Origin of the sequence: Rhodanobacter sp. ANJX3 (genome assembly GCF_014200755.1) — a bacterium.
Lineage (GTDB): Bacteria > Pseudomonadota > Gammaproteobacteria > Xanthomonadales > Rhodanobacteraceae > Rhodanobacter.
Genome location: NZ_JACHCM010000001.1, coordinates 765,749 through 786,424, shown reverse-complemented (window position 1 = coordinate 786,424; position 20,676 = coordinate 765,749). Strand labels below are relative to the sequence as shown.

Annotated in this window: 20 protein-coding genes and 1 tRNA gene; 13 read left to right on the top strand and 8 right to left on the bottom strand. The window is 59.7% G+C overall.

Annotated elements, in window-relative coordinates; all coding sequences use genetic code 11:
* The 3 genes from HDE76_RS03300 to HDE76_RS03290 all read left to right on the top strand — a co-directional run bounded on the left by HDE76_RS03300 (position 1) and on the right by HDE76_RS03290 (position 2,089).
* Positions 1 to 222: a hypothetical protein gene (locus HDE76_RS03300; RefSeq protein WP_179476890.1), complete on the top strand. Its 222-nt coding sequence runs from the start codon at positions 1 to 3 to the stop codon at positions 220 to 222.
* A 4-nt stretch (positions 223 to 226) separates the two neighbouring features.
* The gene (locus tag HDE76_RS03295) at positions 227 to 922 is read left to right on the top strand and encodes a hypothetical protein (RefSeq protein ID WP_255481392.1); all 696 of its coding nucleotides are present in this window, start codon (positions 227 to 229) and stop codon (positions 920 to 922) included.
* Between the two features lie 96 nt (positions 923 to 1,018).
* Positions 1,019 to 2,089, top strand: a complete 1,071-nt coding sequence (locus tag HDE76_RS03290) for a hypothetical protein (protein WP_184505361.1) — start codon at positions 1,019 to 1,021, stop codon at positions 2,087 to 2,089.
* Positions 2,090 to 2,488: 399 nt separating this feature from the next.
* On the opposite strand, the gene HDE76_RS03285 is transcribed toward HDE76_RS03290, so the two are convergent.
* A complete protein-coding gene (locus HDE76_RS03285) occupies positions 2,489 to 3,724 on the bottom strand; it encodes a LysM peptidoglycan-binding domain-containing protein (RefSeq protein WP_255457557.1) in 1,236 nt (411 codons plus the stop codon).
* Positions 3,721 to 4,485, bottom strand: coding sequence for a hydroxyacylglutathione hydrolase (gene gloB, locus HDE76_RS03280; RefSeq protein WP_179476888.1), 765 nt, complete (start codon positions 4,483 to 4,485; stop codon positions 3,721 to 3,723). The genes HDE76_RS03285 and gloB overlap by 4 nt, the downstream gene beginning before the upstream one ends.
* 327 nt (positions 4,486 to 4,812) lie before the next feature.
* Between gloB and HDE76_RS03275 the strand changes: the two genes are divergently transcribed.
* Genes HDE76_RS03275 through dnaQ form a run of 3 tightly spaced genes read left to right on the top strand, consistent with a single transcriptional unit; the run spans position 4,813 to position 6,719 of the window.
* On the top strand, positions 4,813 to 5,502 hold the full coding sequence (locus HDE76_RS03275) for a methyltransferase domain-containing protein (RefSeq protein ID WP_179476887.1): 690 nt from the start codon (positions 4,813 to 4,815) through the stop codon (positions 5,500 to 5,502).
* A gap of 24 nt (positions 5,503 to 5,526) precedes the next feature.
* Entirely contained in the window at positions 5,527 to 6,015 is a 489-nt protein-coding gene (rnhA, locus tag HDE76_RS03270) for a ribonuclease HI (RefSeq protein WP_179476886.1), read from the top strand.
* Positions 6,012 to 6,719 (top strand): DNA polymerase III subunit epsilon, encoded by a 708-nt coding sequence (gene dnaQ, locus HDE76_RS03265; protein ID WP_179476885.1) that lies wholly within the window; start codon positions 6,012 to 6,014, stop codon positions 6,717 to 6,719. Before rnhA ends, dnaQ begins: the two co-directional genes overlap by 4 nt.
* A 13-nt stretch (positions 6,720 to 6,732) precedes the next feature.
* Here dnaQ and HDE76_RS03260 read toward each other — a convergent pair whose 3' ends face one another.
* Entirely contained in the window at positions 6,733 to 7,434 is a 702-nt protein-coding gene (locus tag HDE76_RS03260) for a protein phosphatase 2C domain-containing protein (RefSeq protein ID WP_179476884.1), read from the bottom strand.
* 112 nt (positions 7,435 to 7,546) lie between these two features.
* Here HDE76_RS03260 and HDE76_RS03255 point away from each other — a divergent pair.
* Positions 7,547 to 7,636, top strand: a tRNA-Ser gene (locus HDE76_RS03255).
* Between the two features lie 205 nt (positions 7,637 to 7,841).
* Here the strand turns inward: HDE76_RS03255 and HDE76_RS03250 are convergent.
* A complete protein-coding gene (locus HDE76_RS03250; RefSeq protein WP_179476883.1) occupies positions 7,842 to 8,807 on the bottom strand; it encodes a DJ-1/PfpI family protein in 966 nt (321 codons plus the stop codon).
* A 123-nt stretch (positions 8,808 to 8,930) separates the two neighbouring features.
* Here HDE76_RS03250 and HDE76_RS03245 point away from each other — a divergent pair, with 123 nt between their 5' ends.
* The 3 genes from HDE76_RS03245 to HDE76_RS03235 all read left to right on the top strand — a co-directional run bounded on the left by HDE76_RS03245 (position 8,931) and on the right by HDE76_RS03235 (position 11,424).
* The gene (locus HDE76_RS03245) at positions 8,931 to 9,611 is read left to right on the top strand and encodes an alpha/beta hydrolase (protein ID WP_179476882.1); all 681 of its coding nucleotides are present in this window, start codon (positions 8,931 to 8,933) and stop codon (positions 9,609 to 9,611) included.
* A gap of 36 nt (positions 9,612 to 9,647) precedes the next feature.
* The gene (locus tag HDE76_RS03240; RefSeq protein WP_179476881.1) at positions 9,648 to 10,520 is read left to right on the top strand and encodes an alpha/beta hydrolase; all 873 of its coding nucleotides are present in this window, start codon (positions 9,648 to 9,650) and stop codon (positions 10,518 to 10,520) included.
* Between the two features lie 142 nt (positions 10,521 to 10,662).
* The gene (locus tag HDE76_RS03235; RefSeq protein ID WP_184505359.1) at positions 10,663 to 11,424 is read left to right on the top strand and encodes an MBL fold metallo-hydrolase; all 762 of its coding nucleotides are present in this window, start codon (positions 10,663 to 10,665) and stop codon (positions 11,422 to 11,424) included.
* 129 nt (positions 11,425 to 11,553) lie between these two features.
* Here the strand turns inward: HDE76_RS03235 and HDE76_RS03230 are convergent, their stop codons facing one another.
* Positions 11,554 to 11,850 carry a DUF2384 domain-containing protein gene (locus HDE76_RS03230; RefSeq protein WP_179476879.1) on the bottom strand — a complete coding sequence of 99 codons (297 nt, stop codon included), beginning with the start codon at positions 11,848 to 11,850 and terminating at the stop codon, positions 11,554 to 11,556.
* 824 nt (positions 11,851 to 12,674) lie between these two features.
* On the opposite strand from HDE76_RS03230, the gene HDE76_RS03225 reads away from it, so the two are divergent.
* Positions 12,675 to 13,211 (top strand): acyloxyacyl hydrolase, encoded by a 537-nt coding sequence (locus HDE76_RS03225; protein WP_255457556.1) that lies wholly within the window; start codon positions 12,675 to 12,677, stop codon positions 13,209 to 13,211.
* A 144-nt stretch (positions 13,212 to 13,355) separates the two neighbouring features.
* Positions 13,356 to 14,300, top strand: a complete 945-nt coding sequence (locus tag HDE76_RS03220; RefSeq protein ID WP_179476878.1) for a 3-hydroxyacyl-CoA dehydrogenase NAD-binding domain-containing protein — start codon at positions 13,356 to 13,358, stop codon at positions 14,298 to 14,300.
* Positions 14,301 to 14,789: 489 nt separating this feature from the next.
* Here HDE76_RS03220 and HDE76_RS03215 read toward each other — a convergent pair whose 3' ends face one another.
* The 3 genes from HDE76_RS03215 to HDE76_RS03205 form a co-directional block, all read right to left on the bottom strand.
* Complete coding sequence (locus HDE76_RS03215) at positions 14,790 to 16,022, bottom strand: family 1 glycosylhydrolase (protein WP_179476877.1); 1,233 nt, start codon at positions 16,020 to 16,022, stop codon at positions 14,790 to 14,792.
* Positions 16,019 to 16,741 carry a TetR/AcrR family transcriptional regulator gene (locus HDE76_RS03210; RefSeq protein ID WP_218861926.1) on the bottom strand — a complete coding sequence of 241 codons (723 nt, stop codon included), beginning with the start codon at positions 16,739 to 16,741 and terminating at the stop codon, positions 16,019 to 16,021. Before HDE76_RS03210 ends, HDE76_RS03215 begins: the two co-directional genes overlap by 4 nt.
* Positions 16,742 to 16,825: 84 nt before the next feature.
* Positions 16,826 to 19,189: a TonB-dependent receptor gene (locus tag HDE76_RS03205; protein ID WP_179476875.1), complete on the bottom strand. Its 2,364-nt coding sequence runs from the start codon at positions 19,187 to 19,189 to the stop codon at positions 16,826 to 16,828.
* Positions 19,190 to 20,028: 839 nt separating this feature from the next.
* Here HDE76_RS03205 and HDE76_RS03200 point away from each other — a divergent pair.
* Positions 20,029 to 20,652: a TetR/AcrR family transcriptional regulator gene (locus HDE76_RS03200; RefSeq protein WP_179476874.1), complete on the top strand. Its 624-nt coding sequence runs from the start codon at positions 20,029 to 20,031 to the stop codon at positions 20,650 to 20,652.
* Positions 20,653 to 20,676 lie beyond the last annotated feature (24 nt).

Sequence of the window (20,676 nt, the reverse complement as noted above, 5' to 3'; positions counted from 1 at the left end):
ATGGCGGCGACCGGAAGCATCGTCACGGCACCGCTCGCGGCCGCCGACGCGCTCAACGCGACGGCGATACCGAGCGCAGAAGCCGGTTACACCTTCATGATGCAAATCCTGGGCAACGAGGCCACGCCGCTCATCTTCGCCTCGCTGGCCTTGAGCGGCACGGCTATCGTGGAAGGCCTTTTCGCCTATGAAGCCGTGACGGCGCTGGCACGAAAGGACTGAACCCATGACCAGGCAGCGCTACGAACCTCGGCCACTTCCCGAACAGGTGATCGTCGTTGCGTTTCCCGACGCCTGGAGCCAGTCCTCGTGGCCGTCCGGTGCGCCACAACCCGATGGCGATTTCTTCGTGGTGCAGGCGAATAGCCAGGAAGTTGTGCTGCCCCGGCATGTCATCGACTGGCTGACGCTTCACGCGCCCACTCCGCTGGGAACGGACATAAGTCGCGTCGATTACCTTGCGCAAACCAATGTCCAGGGCAAGCGAAGCCTCGTCGCTCCCGTGATCGTCAAGGGAAAATCCTATGAGGTGACCTTCATCCAGCAACCCGGTGATCTAGTGCAGGACGAACTCGCCCGGACGCTGAATTGCCCGTTGAACCTCGATTGCCAAATCGCCGTCGGCTTCGTCGCGAACCTTATCCAGAAGATTCCCGTTCCTCCCATAAAGTACATCGTGCTGCTGATCGCCATGCTCGCCATCCTCGTACTGGCGGGCATCGTCATGGCGCTGCGCCACGCGTTCGCCGGCGTGCCCGAACCGCGGCCGCTGTCCACGGATATCCATGGCGTCCCGATCGTCATTGTCCCCGGCATACCGGTGCCTTTCGCCTTGCCCACGAAGGCGATCGCCGCGGAAGACCAGACCATCGGGCTGCAAGCAGCGCGGGCCATCTACTGGCTGGCAAAGCTGGCGCTTTGAAAGCCGGTCGACGATCGGGTTCCGGTGCGCCCCGGACCCGGGTCATAGCTTGAACCAGGGCGTACCCATACTCAGCCACTGCAGGAGTACAGCATCATGCCGACACCTCGATATCGCTCCATACTGCCGCTCAGCCTCATGGCGCCCACGTTCTATCCCGCGGACCATGGCATCGTACAGCCCAAAGGCCAGGCGCCGCTGATCCAGCTTCAGGATCCGGACCTCCAGGCTCGCGCCCAGCGCCTAGTCAACGTCCTGTACTGGACTGCAAACACCTACAAAGATCACGATGGCATGGCCGACAGCGACACGCTGAAGGTGTTCATCGTTCCGGAGTTCTATTTCCGCAAGGCTTCCGCGGAAGAAGTGCGCCGTGGCGGCTTCGTGCCGGGAACCAGTTTCGGCTCGTATCCGGAGGAATCTCGCTACGCCCTCGCCGAAGCGCTCTACGACGCTATCCATCAGTCCGCCCTGTTCAATGACTGGACGATTGTCGCTGGCACCATCTGCTCGGCCATGACTCCGCGCCCCGATGGGCGGCTGAACCTGCTCAACACGGCCATTATGCTGCGTGGCAGGCGGCCGGTGATGGATGACAGTGTTCCCTATGTTCTGATGGAAAAGCACTACATTTCCAATATCGACGGCCCCGACCCACACTCGCATGCCAACCTGGACCCCACCACCACCTACAGTTTCCGTCTCAATCCCGACCAGCATCTCGACAACCTGATCTACTGGGACGGCATGAGCCTCGGCCTCGAGGTGTGCCTTGATCACTGCATGCAGGTGGTGAAGAACGCGGTCAGCGTCATCCGGCAATCGCTGGGCCCGGACTCGATCAATCTCGACCTACAGCTGGTGACCTCCTGCGGCATGTCCATCGTCGACCAGGCCGTGGCCGTACGCGATGGTGCGCTGGTGATGTTGACCGACGGCATGTCTTACGCGGGTAACCATTTTCCCGAGCCGATCTTCCAGGTAGGTCGTTACAACGCCCGCACCGGACGCGTCGACGTCAACGATCCCGACAATTTCCTTTTCACCGAATTGCCTGGCGAGTCCAGCTACCAGATCTTGCAGTACGCGCAGGGCAGATATGTCGAACTGGGCCGCCGGCAGGGCGTATGGGTGAGCAACGATCGCCTGCCGATGTTCATCGTCTGACGAATGCCGAAGCGGTGGGGGCACTCTCTGCCATCGCTTCGCATTTCCGGCAGGTCCACCATGGAATCCTGTGAGCCTGCACTTATGGCGCTGACAGCATTGCCTCGAACAGGCTCTTAGGCGAGGTCGACATAGGCATCGATGATGCACCATCGCGCCAGTCTTGCCGGCCGTGCCTGGAACGCGGTCGAGCGCCCCTGGATGCCTTGGTGGGCCTGGGTATCGGGCCAGGGACTGCCTGTAGATCAGCTCGTCTTTTCCACTTGCTCGATCACCGACAGCTTAAAAGTCAGCGTGTAGCCCCGTTATGTGCGTTTGATCCTTGAATTCATGAGATCGCCTTTTTTTCAGGAAAAAGGCGTCAACTCAATTCAGGACGGATCAGCCGCGTCGGCAAGTTCATTCGTCGCCGCTCACCTTAAGCACCTGTCCAGGCTTCAGCGCAGGGCCACGCAGATGATTCCACTGCTGCAGTTTCTTGGTGCTGACAGAATATCGGTGCGCGATCTGCCACAGGCTTTCGCCGCTTTTTACTGTATGGGTTTTTCCGCTCGGTGCCGGTTTTCTCGTGGCTGCTTTTGAAGGGTTTGTTTCAGCCGTTGCGTCGGCGTCCTGCTGGACGTCATCCGCAGACGGCACGGCATTGGTATCAGTCGCGCTCGGCGTCTGCAGTAGCGAGTCACGAAACTGCTGTGCATGATTGGCAGGCAACAGCACATACGACACGGCGCCGGCATCCATCGTGTTGCCGCGAAACGCCGCGTTGAGATCTTTCATCTTGCTCACCGGTATGCCGGCCTGATCCGCAGCTTTGGCCATTGGCATGGATTGCGAGATGCCCACCTGCACCAGATGCTGTTCGTCGGAAATGGTCGGCAAGCTGACGCCGAAGCGCTCTGGTTCGCGCACTACGCAGGCCATCGCCAGCAGTCGCGTCAGGTGCTCTTTCGTGCCGCTTTTGACCGGCAGATGCGGGATTACCGGTTCCGCCGGTGGCGTACCGAATTTGTCGACCAGCTTGGCGACGTTGAATTCGCCGGTGTTGTACGCGTAATCGACGACGCGCCAGTCGTCGAATTTATCGTGGTAGTGGCTGAGCAATTTCATGACCGCGTTGGCGGAAGCATCCACGTCAAGCCGTGCGTCGAAGCGGCCGTCCACCCGCAGCCCCATCTTGTTGGCTGTCATCGGCATGATCTGCCACATGCCGGCGGGTCGGTTGCGGCGTCCCGGCAGCGATTGAAAACCGCTTTCGATCCACGGCAGCAGCGCGAATTCGCCGGCAACGCCGTAGCGGGTGGCCACCTCGTGCACATAGATCAACTGCGGCATCGCCTGGCGCAGCTGATCCTCGAAGTGGTCGGGGTTTTTGGTATAGCGCTGCGCCCACGCCAGGACGGCAGGGTCCGCATCGCAATCGCTCATCGCAAAACTGCTGCGCATCTGCGGCCAGAAGTCGGGCACCGCGGGTACGTTTACCGAGGGTGGAGTGACCGCCGGCGGAGTGACGTGATTGATAACGACGACGGGCTTCTTGATAACCGCTCGACGAGGACTTTGCGAGGGCGTGCCGACGCAGGCGGCCAGGAGTATCGACAGGGCCGGCAGCAGCGACCGCCATCGCCGGGCGTTCAACGGAAAGCGTCCTTGGCGCTGCGCAGCGCCGCGAAACGGGCGATGCGATCGTCGCCAGTGGCGCCTTGCTGACTGCACCATTGCGCGATCGCGTCGCTGTCCACGCGAAGAAACGGATTGGTCGCGCGTTCGACGGCTATCGTTACGGGTAGCGTCGGCTTTTCCTGCGCGCGCAGTATGGCTACTTCTTTCATGCGCTCGTGCAGATGGGGATTGTGCGGCTCGATGGTGCAGGCAAACCGCCCATTGGCTTGGGTGTACTCGTGGCCGCCGCAGACTTCGGTGGTATCGGGCAGTGCGCACAGCCGATCCAGCGAGCTAAGCATCTGCTGCGGCGTACCTTCAAAGAGTCGGCCGCAGCCCATGCTGAAAAGAGTATCGCCGCAGAACAGCAGGCCGTCGCCGACGTAGGCCACGTGGCTGAGGGTATGCCCAGGAACCGCGATCACCTCGAACTCGACGCACGGCGAGGCCAGCGCGATGCGTTCGCCGTCGTGCACATGCACCGTGGCTTCGCCGATGCGATCGTCGGTCGGCGCATACACGGGCACGTCGTGATGACGGCGCAGTTCGGCCACGCCGCCGATATGATCGGGGTGGTGGTGCGTCAGCAGGATCGCCCGCAGAGTGAGATGTCGCGTCGTCAAAGCGTGCTGCACCACCGCGGCGTCGCCCGGATCGACCACGATCGCCATACCTTCGTCGTCATGGAGGAGCCAGATGTAGTTATCGGCGAGCGCCGGCAAGGGTATGAGGTGCACGAGGATCTCCGAACTCTCTGGATCGACAATCTGAGAATGGGCTGCCGAAAAGCTGCAGCGGTCACCGGCCTTTTCTCAACTTATGGCGCAACTCGCGCACGGCCGGCGGTATGTCTGGTGTTCGATCATCCCCTTGCGCAAATAAGTCGGGCAGGCGTAAGCCGAGCGACTATAAACAGCTCCGCCCGGCGGGTCGTTATCAAGGCGTTAACCGCCGGATGAATGGTTCAGCTCGCCGGCCGAGTTCCTACGGCGATCGATGGGCGAGCGGCACCGCCTTGCCGTGAGCCGTTACACTCGCACGGTAGTTCCAACCGGAAAGACCGCATGTCCCGACGCGACGAAAATATCTACGCCAGTGCGCCGGTACGCCGTTTGCAGGATGAGCAGACGCGGGCGATGACTCCCGCCTTGCAGCGCTGCGTAGGCGATTACGCGCTGCTGATCGGAACCTCGCCCGACGAGGCTGCGCCACCGGCACTGCCCATGCTTGGATGCTGGATCCGCATGCAGCTGCAGGGTGGCCGCTATCGCGGCGATCTGCTGGCGGCGGGCGACGAGTCGCTGCCGTTTGTCGATGACGCCTTTGAACTGGTTCTGTTGCAGCATGCTCTGGAAGCCAGTACCGTGCCCGGCCCCTTGCTGGACGAAGCGGTTCGCGTGCTGGCGCCGGGTGGAGTGCTCGCAATCACCGGCGTGCATCCGATGAGCGCGTGGGCGCCCTGGGTCCGCTGGCGTTCGCGCGGCGCGGGCCTCAAGTTCAGCATGCCGCTGCGCCTGATGACCGATCTGCAGCGCGAGGGTTTCGACATCGAGCAAGCCCAGCGGGTGGGCGGCGTACTGCCGGGCAATGCAACCGCGCACGCAAGCAGCGCCAAACTGCTTGGCGGTGGCTTCGTGCTTATCGCGCGCAAGCGCCGGCGCGCGGTGACGCCGCTGCGGATTCAAACCAACCCGGTCGCGGTGCCGGCAACCGGCCGGCTGTCGCCGAGTACGCGGCGCAGCGCCAGCCTTTAGTTTTGACCAGAAAGACGAGTACCGATGAGCGAAGTGGAAGCATTCACCGATGGCGCCTGCCTCGGCAACCCGGGGCCCGGCGGCTGGGCCGCGCTGCTGCGCGCCAAGGGCGGCGAGCGTGTGGTCGCCGGCGGCGATCCGGATACCACCAACAACCGCATGGAGCTGATGGCGGCGATCGGCGCGCTGGAGGCGCTTACGCGCCCTTGCAAGGTCAAGCTGACCACCGACTCGCGCTACGTGATGCAGGGCATCGAACAGTGGGTGCCGAAATGGCGCGCCAACGGCTGGCGCACCGCCGACAAAAAGCCGGTGAAAAATCAGGATCTCTGGCAGCGGCTGTCCGAGGCGGTGAGCACGCATCAGGTTCGCTGGGAGTGGGTGAAAGGACATAACGGCCATGCCGAGAACGAGCGCGTCGATCAGGCGGCGCGCGAGCAGGCCGAACGGATGAAATCTGCTCCGTCGACGTCGGCGCAAACGCCGACTGCCCAAACCCGGAGCCCGGCATGAGGCAGATCGTCCTTGATACCGAAACCACCGGCCTCGAGGTGCGTCAGGGCCATCGCCTGGTCGAGATCGCCTGCGTCGAACTGGTCGAGCGCCGCCTCACCGGCCGCTACTACCAGACCTATCTCAACCCGGGCCGCCCCATGGACGAAGGCGCTCGGCAGGTCACCGGCATCGAGGACGAGTTTCTGCTCGACAAGCCGCTGTTCGCCGACGTGGTGCAGGAGTTTCTGACCTTTGTCGATGGCGCCGAGCTGATCATCCACAACGCCAGCTTCGACGTGGGCTTTCTGGACGCCGAACTCGCTGCGCTGGAGCAGGGCCTGGGTTGCATCACCGACCGCTGCAGCGTGCTGGATACGTTGAAGATGGCGCGCGATCGCTACCCCGGCCAGCGCAACAGCCTGGATGCGCTGTGCAAACGACTGGGCGTGGACAACTCGCGTCGCGATCTGCACGGTGGCCTCATCGATGCGCAGCTGCTGGCCGATGTCTATCTGGCCATGACATCGGGGCAGGTCGCCTTCGACCTCGGCTTTGAAAGCGCTGGCGAAGAGAACCACGCGGTTACCCTGGCGCCGATCACGCTGCGCGCGCGCCCGCGAATTCTCCGTGCCGATGCCGACGAGCTGGCGCTGCACGAACAGCGGCTGGATGCGCTGGATAAAAGCGCCGGCGGTAAAAGTCTTTGGCGCCAGCTCAACTGAGCGAATCCGGTCGTCAGGTGTAGCGCACCATGACGACCGTGATGTTGTCATCGCCGCCGCCGTCAAGCGCACCGAGCAAGAGCTGATCGACGCATTCCTGCGAGGCCAGATCCGTGCGCGTAACAGTGTGGGCAATCGCAGCGTCGCTGATGCTCTCGGTCAGGCCGTCGGTGCACAGCACGAACGCCATGCCGGCTTCCAGCCGACCGCGCGCCATGCCGATATGCAGCTGCTCCGTCGCCGTGACGCCCAACGCCTGTGTCAGCACGTTGCGCTGCGGATGTTTCGACGCTTGCGCGGCGTCCAACTGGCCGGACTCCACCAACGCCTGCACCAGCGAGTGATCGTGGCTGATCTGCTGCAGCCCGGCCTTCCAGCGATAGATGCGGCTGTCGCCGACCCAGGCTACCTCGTAACCGTCGGCAACCACGCGCAGCGCCGCGATGGTGGTGCCCATCGGCAGCATTTCGCGGCCTCCGCGCGCATGCGCCAGCAACCGCTCGCCCGCACCCTGCACGGCCTCCACCAAGCTGTGGCCGCGCGTGACCAGATCCACCACGGTGTCGCGCACCATCGCCGAGGCCACCTCGCCGTGCTGGTGACCGCCCATGCCGTCGGCGACCAGAAACAGGCCCAGCGATGCGTCGGCGTAATAGGTGTCTTCGTTGCGCAGGCGGCGCAGGCCAACGTGCGTTCCGTGTCCGAATTCGATCATGACTTGTCTGGTGCGGCGAGTGGGTGGAGCATGCCGGATGTCATGGTTGTTGTCACGAAAGCCCTCTGCGCGTATCATCTCCGGCTCGCATGAACCACCATGCAAAGCCTTTGGAGAGGTGGCAGAGTGGTCGAATGTACCTGACTCGAAATCAGGCGTGCGTGTAAGCGCACCGAGGGTTCGAATCCCTCCCTCTCCGCCAGAAAAGCAAAGCGCCCCGTAAGGGGCGTTTTGCTTTTCTGGCGGACGACGACAGGGTGAGAACCTCAGGGGTTCGCCGAATGCGTCCGGAACGCATTCGAACAGCCGCAGGCTTGCCCCTTAGCGCGGCGCGCGAAACTTCCATTTTTGATACGTAACCGATTCAACCGCCTTGGAGGCAGGCACTTGCAGGCCTTCCTTATTACCTAAGTCTGTGCGCGACCCCGTCGACGCAGCGCCTGTGGCGACTGGCCGTAGATGCGAAGACACACGCGGCGCATACGCTCCATCGCGCCGAATCCTACTTTGATCGCGATCTGGTCGAGCGGTTCTCGTGTGCCCTCGATGCGCGGAAGCGCCGCTTCGCAGCGCAGGCGTTCGATGGCATGTGCCGGCGTTTCGCCGGTTTCCGCGACGAACTGGCGCGCAAACTGGCGCGCGCTGATGTTGGCCACGTCGGCCAGTTGCTCGACGGAGAGGCGTTCGTCCAGGTGCGTGCGGGCGTAGGCGAGGGCGTCACGGATACGCCCGGGCCGCGGCTCGAGCTCAAGCATGGTGGAGAACTGCGACTGGCCGCCACTGCGTCGGTGATACACGACAAGATCTCGGGCGATCGCTTTGGACGTCTCGATGCCGCAGTCCTCTTCAATCATCGCCAGGGCGAGGTCGATGCCGGCGGTGATGCCGGCCGACGTCCAGAGATCGTCCTCACGAACGAAGATGCGATCCGCCTCGACCTTGATCGACGGATGGCGCTGTTGCAGTTTGGCGGCGTAGCGCCAGTGCGTGGTCGCGCGGCGACCGTCGAGCAATCCTGCTGCGGCCAGCAAAAACGCGCCGGTGCAGACGCTCGCCGAGCGCCTTGCGCGCGGGGCGAGCGCGCGCACGAGAGCGGCGGTCTCCGTTTGCTCGTCAAGGATATCCACGGTGGGCGCCCCGACCACCATCAGCGTATCCAAGTGGTTCGGCGACGGCGGCGGCACGCTGTCGATCGCTACGCCGGAGGACCCGCGCACCAGTCCGCCGGAGGTTGAAACGATGCGGATGTCGTAGCGCGCCTGATGGAAGTCCACGGCAAGGTTGAACGCGCAAAGCGGTCCCCCAAGGTCGAGTAATTCGAAGCCGGGAAACACCACGAACCAGAGGGTTCTCGATACACCGAGACGCTGCATGGCGCTTTCCTTGATTGGCAGAATAAGAGGGAAATATGTCATTTCCGCCAGCTGCTGCCAAGCCTAGACTTTCTCCTGTCGATTCAACCGCCGCCGACGGCCAACCACTCACGGAGAAAGATGATGACGACCGTATCAAACGTAATTCTGGTTCATGGCGCCTGGGGCGATGGTTCGAACTGGGCCAAGGTGATTCCGCTGCTTGCCGAAAAAGGGATGGCCGTCACGGCCGTGCAGCTGCCGCTCACGGGCTTCGAGGCGGATGTCGCGGCGGTGCGCCGCGCGATAACGCTGGCCGAGGGCGATGCGGTACTGGTCGGCCACAGCTATGCCGGCGCGGTGATCGGTGAGGCCGGCAACGATCCCAAGGTCGTGCGCCTGGTCTATGTGGACGCGTTCGCGCCGGACGCCGGTGAGTCGGCGGGCACGCTGTTCGCCCAGTTCCAGTCGGCCCCGCTGAATGCCGAGATTCGGCCCGACGCCGAAGGCTTTCTCAAGCTCACCCGCACGGGCATCTTCGAGCTGTTCGCGCAGGATCTGAGCGACGACGAAAAAACCGTGGCGTTTGCTACTCAGGGTCCGATCAACGGTGCCGCGCTGGGTGGTGTGTTGAGACAGGCCGCGTGGCGCAGCCGGCCGACGTACTACCTCATCGGCGACCAGGATCATGCGATCCCGCGGGTCGAGCAAGAGCGCATGGCGGCCCGGATGAACGCAACGGTAGTGCATGTGGACAGCAGCCATGTGCCGATGCTTTCCCAGCCGAAGGCGGTGGCGGCCATCATTCTCGACGCCGCCGCCTGACCAAAGCTCGCCATCTTTCCCGCTAGGACCACAGTCATGATGATCGTATCCAATGGCATCGAGCTGCACGTTGAGCAGCGCGGCGCCGGCTCTCCCGCCGTCGTTTTTCTGCACTACTGGGGCGGCTCCTCGCGCACGTGGCAGCACGTCGTTGACCCGCTGGCGCCGGATCTGCGCACCATCGCGATCGATCAGCGCGGCTGGGGAAGGTCGGCGGCGCCAGCGAGCGGCTACGCTTTGGCGGACATGGCCAACGATGCGCTGGCCGTGGTCGAAGCGCTCGACCTGGAGCGTTACATCCTGGTCGGGCATTCGATGGGCGGCAAGGTGGCGCAGCTAATCGCGTCGCGTCGCCCGCGCGGATTGGTTGGCCTTGCGCTGGTGGCGCCAGCGCCGCCGACGCCGCTCAATCTTCCACTTGAGATTCGCGAAGGGATGGTGCGGGCCTACGATTCACGCGAGAGCATCATCGCCACGCTCGATCAGGTGCTCGCGCCGGACGGACTCGACGCGGAGGACCGGGAAACCGTCATTGCCGACAGTCTTGCAGGTGCTGCTGCAGCGAAAGAGGCGTGGCCATTGGCCAGCAGTCAGGAAGACATCGCCACAGCGGTGGCGGCGATCGATGTGCCGGTCATCGTCATCTCGGGCGAACACGATCGGGTAGATCCACCGGAAGGACTGCGGCGTGAGCTTCTCCCGCGCATACCGCAGGCGGAGCTTTACGTCTTGCCTAAGGTCGGCCACCTCTCACCGCTGGAAGCGCCCGACCTCGTCGCCGATCTGATCAGAACGTTCGCGTTATCTATCGTGCAGGAAGGATTCCCCTCAAGGTCCCAGCATGCACAGACCGCCTTATTGAGGTGTCCAGAATGTTGGGCGGCCCGCCCGGCGACCGGCAGAAACTGACTTCGCTCGGGAACGTTGTGAGAAGTGACGGCCCTAGCACCACATGGCTGGAGTCACTCACACGGTGGCCCAACGCATCCGCTCCATGAAGATTGACCCCACAGTTTTGCATTTAACCCCATGCACCTCAGAGGAAAAGCTCATGTCTAATCCAGAGATCATTCGGATCCCCATCTTGCCCTTCGGCATGGTGAACGCGCACCTGATCAAAAGCGAGGCAGGCTGCATACTCGTCGATACAGGGATACCCGGTTCAGAGCGAAAAATCGCGCGGGTACTCGATCAGCACGGCCTGTCCTTCAAGGACATCAAGTTGATTGTCGTGACGCATGCACACACCGACCACGCGGGCAGCGCTGCAGGTGTACGGAAACTGTCAGGTGCACCCATCTTGGCGCACGAGGCCGACGCCGATTTTTATAATCGTAAAGTGCCGATGACTTACTGTCCGACCGGTTGGTTCGGCAAACTTTTTCTGAAAACGCCAGCTCCGCACGAGCCTTATGAAGGCTTCGAGCCCGATATTCTGATGGATAAAGTGAAGGCCGTGAGCCTGCTTGATTTTGGCATAGACGGAATTGTCCGCCACACGGCAGGGCACACCCCCGGCTCGATCGCGATTGAACTATCGACGCAAGATGCCCTGGTTGGTGACTTGATTGCATCGGGAATTCTGATCGGTGGTATCGCGTTCAAAGGCCATGCTATTCGCCCTCCGTTCGAAGATGACCCGCAACGGGTTGCGCGTGAACTCGAACGCCTCGTCCAGGGCGGCGCGAAGCGCTTTCATATGGGCCATGGCGGACCGCTTGAGGCAGCTGAGGTTTTGCGGCATGCGAGGTTCTTGTCGGAGCTAGAGCCAACTCCTTCCGCTCATCCGTATTGCAATCATCCATCCCACTGATGGGATTTGAGGCAATACGGTGAAGTAGCGGCAAGGCCATCGGGCTCGCCATCTCAGCGGAATCCTTAATGCAGTCGGCCTATCTACAGATAACTGAGAGCGTCAATGCGATTCTCTGAGCAAAGAGCCTTAACGGCGCTCCGTCACGTTGATATCCACTTCGTCCGGAGGATCGAGCAAGTCCCAAACCTCATCCTCATTGCCCTCGGCAAGCAGCTCCCAGGGAGTGCGGTGATTGGCAGATCGGTGTGAGCGGGCCATCCATCGCGCAGCGCGCTGGGGTGTGCTCATCCGCTCAATCAGCATATCGGCAAGAGATGGGCGCAGTGCTTGCAGATCATCGAACGCCGATGCGACCAGGGCTTCGCGTTCCGCGCGAAGGCGGGCCAAGTCGTCGGCGACACGGGTAAAGTTCAGAGTGGGCATCAGCAGTCTCCGCAGAATGTGGTCCGCTGGCATGGGTACCAGCAAGGACGGTCAAGCAAACCCGGAACTAGCCAGCCGAATTCTTTATTTGCCGTTTAGGCGTCGGTTTTACTGGCAGAAGCATCGCAGAGCTCCGGGAAATGCTGATGCTCATCTCTTGCATGTTGTCTATAGATCGTGCCGAAAGAATCAACAGAGCTTGGCCGTGTGAACAGCCTTTGCTGCCGGGCCCGCTGCACTTCTCCGGCTCGATAGCATTCCTTGCCGTTGGAAAGCTTGCGAGACGGCAAACCTCACTCAATCGCTCATCGGCCGACCGGGAGTCGAGCTTCGTCTGAGCCCGCAACGGTGACTTGTTCATTCTTAGCAGACTTGGTGATATTTGATCAAAATCGATTTCAAGCGCACTGCCGCACCCTAGAGCGCCCGAGATATTCCGCTTCACCACATCGTTCGGCGGCTGGGAGCAGTCACGAAACATCGGCTCTTGGTCATCAATCTAATGCGCGGACTGCAAGTGCCTGGTAGCGACCTCCCCATTTAGCTTGGGCGTAATCCGAAGACACCAAACAATTTGTGGGTCGCACTCAGTTCTTGCTGCGAATCTTTGGATGCTCGGTCCCTTGCGTTATTCGTTGCCAATCGGAAAAGTCAAAAACCCGCGTAAAGAGCCAAGACGTCTGGTGGCTCGCTGTTTAGATTAGGAGGGCAATCGACATCGGCAACGACTTCTTTCGATACGGCTTGCTTCTTGCACCTCACGCTCAAGCCGTCGCCCGGAAATGCAATCGACGCTGATGGAACAAATTTTCCTTAGGCAACACATGACTACGCCGCATATGAAATATTCGATCCGACCCTTCCACGCGATTGTGGTTTTCTGCCTTTTTTGCTCCAGCTTGTCCGCCAGCGCCAACACGCTGGAAGTCGAGGCGGGACGAAGTTATTCCGACAGCCGGGGTACGAATACGCTGTTCCTGGAGAATGTGTTCGAACCAACGCCTATTGGCATCAGCCGTTTCAGCTGGGCTGCCGATGTCTCTTTTGGTTGGATAGATGGGCGCAATGAATTCAATTATCGACCTGGCCGCTATGACGTTCGCGATCACGCATTCGTTGCGGCGGCTGGAGCCCGATTCCAATACGGCAATAAGGCCGACTGGTACAGGCACCTATTTTTCAGTTTCCAGCCGACCTTCAACACGGGGCGGACGCTCGCGCTGAGCAGCCCTTATGAATTCACCAGTTCACTTGGTTGGCAGACCAAGCATTTCAGCGTCGCCGTGCGTCATATCTCCAACGGCGGCATCCATGATCCTAATCGCGGCGAGACCATGGCTTTGTTGGGACTGGTTTTTTAGCGCGGCCCACATATTCACCAACCTCGTGATTGGCGGCGGCACCGATGGTGCCGGTGGCCGGGCTTAGCCGTAAGTCGTATAGCTATTGCTGAAAACACCGAGCCTTGTGCGGAACCTCGGTGTTGGACAAATCAAGGATATTGCATGACCTCTCCGATCAAACGTGTGGCCATTGTTGGCACAGGCGTCATAGGCGCAAGTTGGGCAGCTGCTTTTCTGGCAAGCGGCCTTGATGTTTCAGCAAACGACGTCGCGCCTGGTGCCGAGGTGCGTTTGCGCAAATACATCAGCGAGGCGTGGCCAGCTTTAGAGCAGCTGGGGCTAGCCAAAGACGCGTCACGCGAGCGCCTGACGTTTTCAGGAGATCTTGAAACGGCCGTGAAGTCGGCGGATCTTGTTCAGGAGAACGGGCCGGAGAAAATCGAATTCAAGCGTGGTCTTTACGAGCATCTGGATGCATTGCTTGATGCCAACGTCATCATTGCGTCGAGCTCGTCGGGCCTCACTATGGGTTCCATTCAGTCGGCTTGTACGAAACACCCCGAGCGATGCGTCATCGGCCACCCCTTCAATCCACCGCATCTGATTCCCTTGGTAGAGATCGTCGGTGGCGCATTGACCTCGGAGGATACGATTGAGCGCGCAACCCGGTTCTACAGGTCGCTTGGGAAAAAGACGATTCGTCTTCGCAAGGAGGTTCCCGGCCACGTTGCCAACCGGCTGCAGGCAGCGCTTTTTCGTGAGGTAGTTCATCTGATTGCAGAAGGCGTTGTCAGTGTCGAAGACGCCGATGCCGCCGTGTCTTGGGGTCCGGGCCTTCGATGGGGTGTGATGGGGCCGACGATGCTATTCAATCTAGGAGGTGGGGAAGGCGGCATCGCGCATTTTCTTGAACAGTTCACCGGTCCGATGAATGCTTTATGGAGTGCGCTCGGTTCCCCCGTTCTTACACCTGAGCTTTGCGCGATGATTGCCCAGGGTGCAACAGAAGAACTCCATAACCGTCCATTTGCCCAGCTTGTTTCGGAACGTGATGAGGTGTTGCTTGGTTTGCTGGCGTTACGCAACCAAGAGTTTGTCGCGCCATGAATGGTTTTTTCACTCGTGGGCGTCAGCGAGCTTTCGATCCGAAATCGCGTCCAGTCTCCCCCTTAGCGGCAATCGACGATTGCCATGCAACCAATACGGCTTCCCAATGCCTTCAGCTTAGGTCCTCGAATCGAGTTGGGCCGACTTGGCTCGGCTTAAATTCCTTGGGTATGGGAAAGGCAGTCCACATTCCAATGGATGGAGAGACTGTTTGCTCGACATGGACAAAGTTCTTCGTCTCTTTGACATATGGCCAGCAGGCGCCTGAGGTTAGCGCCAAGCTTCCATCAAAGTGAGCCTCTCAGTGCGACTCCATCGTAACGACGGAAAGATGTGCAGGCTTTGGTAAGGCATTTCGATCAGGGGCGCTCGCGACCGAACTTTTGCGTCATTAATGAGCGCATGCCCAGTCCGTTGAATCGGTCCCTGTTTGAAGTTTGCTCGAGACGGAAGCCGCCAGGACTCAGATTCGTATTACAAAAGCCTGCGTTACCCAAAAAGGTTTTGGCGCGCACGCGACCCGAGATGAAAAGCGCTTGGCCGGGGCTTGCGTTCGAACGTGTCAAAGTCGACTTCGACCAAGCCGAATCGCTGACCGTAACCGGCAGTCCATTCATAGTTATCCAGTAGTGACCACTGGATAAAGCTGCGGACATCAATGCCTTCATCGATGCATGCCTTTACTTCAGCCAGTGCCGCGTCGATGTAGGCAATGCGACGCGAATCATCGTCGGTGGCGACGCCGCTCTCGGTCACGTAGACCGGCTTCCCGGTGCGAGCGGCAGCCAATCGTATTGTGGCGCCCAGCGCTTGCGGATAAAACTCGTAGCCGGCAGTCGTCATCTCGGCATCCGCTGGTGGGTCGATGCGTCCACGTAGCCCTATCTGTACGCGCGTGTAGGTCTGTACACCGATGAAGTCGGCGCCTTTGGCCTCATCCAGCCACGGGCCGTAAAGTCGGTCGGTGACGACCTTTGCCAAGTTGATCCAGCCAACACCCTGAACGTCCTGCATGGTCAGCGAGATGCCGACGGGAAAACGGCCTGGTCCGGCCTTGATCGCGGCCATCGCCTTGCGGTGCGCGTCCAGCAGCACCGGCTCGGTCTTTTTGAAATCGGTAAATACTAGCGATGAAAAACGCGCTGAGCCGCATCGCCTGGCACATGCTTCCAACATCGCGTCAATCCCAGGTTGCGCATCGGACGTGCGGATCAGGGCAAGTAGCCGCTGCACATTCGCTTCGTTGAACGTGGTAGCCGCAGCCATGCGATCACCCAACCGCTCGGTGGCTTTCTCGGCAAACCGAGCGAACAGATCGGCACCGTCGGCTACCTCGAAACCGCCGCGCGCCGCAAACCAGAGTGGTACGGAGAAATGGCTGAAAGTCACCATGGGTGCGAGCCCGCGCTGCGCGCATAAATCAAGCATGCGTGAATAGCGGTCGAGTTCGGCCATCGAAAACTTTCCAGGCTCTGGCTCGATGCGCGCCCACTCGATGCCAAATCGATAGCAGTTGAATCCGAGGTCGGCAGCAATCGCAATGTCTTCGGCAAAACGGTGGTAGCTGTCGCAGGCTTTTCCGGAAGGATCAACGAAGAGTGTCGGCGTGACATTCTCGGCGAGCCAGATGTCGGAATTGGTATTGTTGCCTTCGCTCTGGTGCGCGGAGATAGCTACACCCCAAAGGAAATTTTTAGGAGCGGGACGAGGTGCCTCGTTCAATGTGCTTTGCCTTTTGATGGTGCTTTGCGTTTTGATGATTTAGTGTCTCTGGCGGGATAGAGCAGGCCGAGAATTTCACCGAGCACCGCCAGAGAGTTTTCACTATCGGCCTTATCACGACGGAACAAGGCTTCCATCGATAGGCCGCGGATAGCTGCAACGAATAGCCGGTGGACGGCTTCTCCATTCGGCCGATCGTGTAGGCCCGCAGCGGCGAGTCGCTCAATAATCCAGTCGTGCGATCGGGCATCGATGGCCTGTTGCTTTGCGCGCAGCTTGTCTGCCAGTTCGCTGTCGGAACGCGATGCGAGCATGATTTCCATGACTGCGGTGCCCGATGGACGGCTGACCGCCTCCCAGACCGTTGCCGGAAGATCGAGAACCCACTGCTTGGGTGACTTTGCCATGACGGTTGACTGGTAATACTTCGCGTCCGCTTCGAACACTGCCTCGACGACCGCCAGCATCAGGTCGGTTTTTGCAGGGAACTGATGGGACATGGCGCCGCGACTAACCTTGGCCTCCTCTGCCACCATGGTGACCGTCGTAGCGCTATAGCCGACGCGATGAAGGCAAGCAATTGCCGCGTCGATCAGTTTCGCTTGTGTATCGGCGCTGCGTTGTGCCTGCGGCCGCCGCAAAGGCGTCGACGAAGAACCCGTATTTGCATGGGCTGGCGAGACCGGGGCACTCCGTTTGGCTTGAGTTTTCTTCGTCAAGAGAATCTCTCTATTGGTCAACATCTGCTCAATACAGCGGCGTGTTTTGCCAGAAGGCGCGCTGTTTAGAAAGATCGTTACCTATTAAAATTTTGCGTCGAACGAAACGCCGATCGTACGGAATGCATCGGCACCGAAAGTCTGGCTGTAAGTATTCGTGTCGCCCAGCGTCGTGCCTATGGGTGTCACAAAACGAAATTGTGGCACGCGCTCATCGGTCAGATTGCGACCATAGACATAGATACCCCATCGGCCATCGTGTGAGCGGACACCTATTTTTGCTCCGAACAACACGTGGCTACCCGTAGTGTCGGTGGGATCATAGGCCTGATCGAAATAAATGCGCGACGTGTACACGCCGTCGGCCGAAACGAAACCGTCCAGCGTTGCATTCAGGGCGCGGCTGTAAGTTCCGTTGAGGGTGACTTTCCATTTGGGCGAAGCGACCAACTGATTGCCTCCGGCATCGGACTCTCTCGTCGTCTTGCCGGGCACCGCGTGGCACCCGTCGGCGTCGGTCTGAAAGTTGGGCGCACAGCCGACGAAGTAACCGTTGCCGTACTTGCCGTTGTTATACAGCGTGCCGAAGTTGAGCGTGAAGTTGTCATTGAGATGTCCAAAGGCGCTCAGTTCGACGCCCTTGATCGTGACCGTCGGTGCATTGCCGTAGACAAAGGTTGCCGATGTGGGATCGAAGTAGAGCGCCTGGAAGTTTTCAATATGCGTGTGATAGATCGACCCATTCACGCCGACGCGGCCATCGAGCCACGTCGTCTTGAGACCAGCTTCCCAAGCGATGGGAATTTCTGGCTTAACCAAGAGTGGAACGTCGGTGCTGGTGGCCTGGTCATTGACCGCAGGACCTTTGTAGCCCTTGGTAAACGTGATGTATCCCATGGCATTGGAGGTCAGATCGTTCTGTATGCCCAAGCGGAAGGAGTTGTATTTGTTTTCCGTACGACCGTGGATGTCCGCGGTGCTTGTGATGGGGAAAATCGCCCCTGGCGCGAGCTGACGCAGCGTAGTGGCTGAGACATCGTCGTCGCCGTAGCGTAGGCCAATAATGCCGCGGAACGTCGGCGTGAATTTCAACGTCGCTTCACCGTAAGCCGCGTAACTGCGTTCACGCGACTGCGTGAGCGACGATTGACCGAGCAGGAACGGCAGGCCGTCCTCCAGCAGCGGCATACCTTCCTCTACGGTGCTGGTGACATTCGTGCTGTGGTAGTAGTAGAGGCCGCCGACATAATCCAGGAAATCGTTGTTAGATGACGTCAGTCGAAATTCTTGGCTCTGCGTGCGCAGATTGATGTCTTTGGTGTTGGTATTGACCAGATCCACCGGAGCGCTGTCGGCATCGCCACCGTCAGCCGCTCGAAGGTGGCGTACGGCGGTAATCGACGACAAGGTGGTTGCGCCGAAGTCATAGTCGACTTGGCTGGATAATCCATCTGACTTTGCCGTGCTGCGGTTCGGGCCATCCGAGCAGGTGCGATTGTTGTCTTGATTTGGCACGATCCCGCACGTGGCAAGCAAATTGCTCAGAACGCCGCCGGGTGTTGCCTGGAATACCGGGAAGTCGGTATCGCTGACCTTTGAGGTGACGCGACTATAGTCGGCGATGATGTTGAAGGTGAGTTTGTCCGTGGGCTGCCACAGGTAACGAATACGTGCACTGCGTGCCTTGTTGTCGTCCCAGATGTGCTGGTATGCGTTGTAAATCGTGTCTGGTTGTCGCGTATCCGCCACCGACAGGCGCAGCGCAGAGTAGGTTGACACAGGCAGATTAAGCACTGCTTGGTCGGTGTAGCTGTCCCGACTTCCCTGGTCCGAGTGGAGAGTCAACTCAGTCTTGCTGGGATCCGGTGCGTTGGTGGTGATATTGAGCACGCCAGCAGAGGTGCTGCGCCCGAACAGGGTGTCCTGAGGTCCCTCAAGCACCTCTACCCGCGACACATCGAACAATTGCGGGGATGCCGCGGTAGCATTACCCAGCGATACACCATCCACCACGACGCCTACACTAGGCTCTGCGGTTTGAGCATTTTGCGGTACGCCAATGCCGCGAATCTGCAGCGTCGTAGGTTGGCTTTTTTGAGCCGTCAATGCAGGGACAGCATGGGTGAGATCCTGCACTTCGTTCAAGCCTTGATTCTGCAATTGCGCAGCATTGATCACCGTCACGGTCACCGGCACCGACTGAATCGACTCCGCGCGTTTTGTTGCAGTCACCATGACTTGCGAGAGATTGGCCGCCTTTTGGGGCGACGCGTTATCGGTTTCCTGTGTCTTCTCGATCCCTCTAGCTGCTTTTGTGCCAGCAGTGGACTGAGCGTTCGATGCCTGTGCCGAATCCAAACCGAAAGATGTCTCCAGCGCGTACACCGGCGCGGTGACCGATATCAAAGCGCTGCTGCAGGCGAGCATGATGAGATAAGAAGTGCGCACAAGGTACCCCTCCAACGATTCTAGTGGTGGCGCTCTTCATCAACGCTGCTGTCGGGCGGCAATTACAAAGCGTGGCCGAAAGATAGGGACATATTTACAAACAGGCAAGTCTGTTTGTTGGTGCGATGCAACGAACTAGATGCTGAGGCCTAGCGCGGAATGCCATGCGATATGCGAAGCCAAATAGGCTTGGCGGCGAGCGATTGTTCAATCGTACGCTGCGAGTGATAGCTCTTCTTCAAGCCGTTTCGCTGATCAAGTCGACATTGACTATCTTTAATGGCCAGGGCGTTTCAGTACGTCATCGATGCTTTGCGCGGCTGAGGAAAGCGCAGATAGACAAGGGGGAAATCAGCGTGTGCAGCGCAACATCGATTATTTTCCCGAACCAAATTTTCGTCAGAGGGCAGCTCTTTCCGAGACAATCTGCGTAGTACAAAAGTGGTTTGATTTGTTTTCGTAATACGTTGTTGAACTGCCGTTCTCGCGGTGGGGAGCGTCGGCTGCCATCGCGCTAAAGGACATACTGTGCTGGATGTCGGCATTGGATTTCATGCTTGCCGTGCTCGAGACCCATACGCGCGGCATGAGAGGGTTGCAGTAGAAATATGTGGTCGCGCGCGTTGGTTCGTCAGAACGCGCATGTCTCAGGAAGGCAATGTCATCCGTGCTCACGCTATTCTATTTGGCTAGTCACGGTATCGAGACTTATGCTCGGCTCAACTTGCCCTGCGCTAGGGCTTTCTGTGCAACCGGGCTGCTTTCGTACCGTTCCATTGGGCACGTCGGGACTGATCGACGCGCTAGAGTCGTCCCCAAATGGAGGAAAGGTAAACATCATGAACAAGCCTGCTGCAGCCAATCCACGTAAGGCAATGACGAAATCGAGACTGTCCGCCGCCGAACGACGCAGCAAGTTTCTTGAGGCGGCAGCTGCCATCGTCGTGGAGCAGGGGCTCCCGGCAGTTACGATGGAGGAGGTAGCTGCCCGCACGGGGGTCAACAAGCGCCTGGGCTATCGTTACTTCACCAACCGTGAAGAGTTGCTTCGAGCCCTGCTAAATCAAGAGATGAGAGAGGCTGGTAGCCGAGCTCGCGCGATCCTGCCTGCCAAACCGGATTTACGCCAACTCGTCAGCGCCAATATCCAGGTGTGGCTAGAACTTGCGCGCGAGCGTGGGCCTTTGTTGTCAAAAATGTTTTCCGACGATGCGGTGTTTCCAGACATCGCCAAAGAAGTTCATGACCTTGCAGTCAAGGACTGGGCTGCAGTACTGCGTAACTCGCACGCTATTCCAAAGGCAAGAGCGGACGTGGTGGCGAGAATGTATCTGGCGGCGCTGCGTGGCGCGGTGGACGCGCTGGGGCTCAAAGTCGCAACGCTGGATGAAATTGTCTCGATTTACACCACCGTCGCTGTGGCAGGTGCCGACGCTGTGGCAAAACTCAAACGCGCTCGTTGACGCTTGCACTGCGCCTTAAGTCAC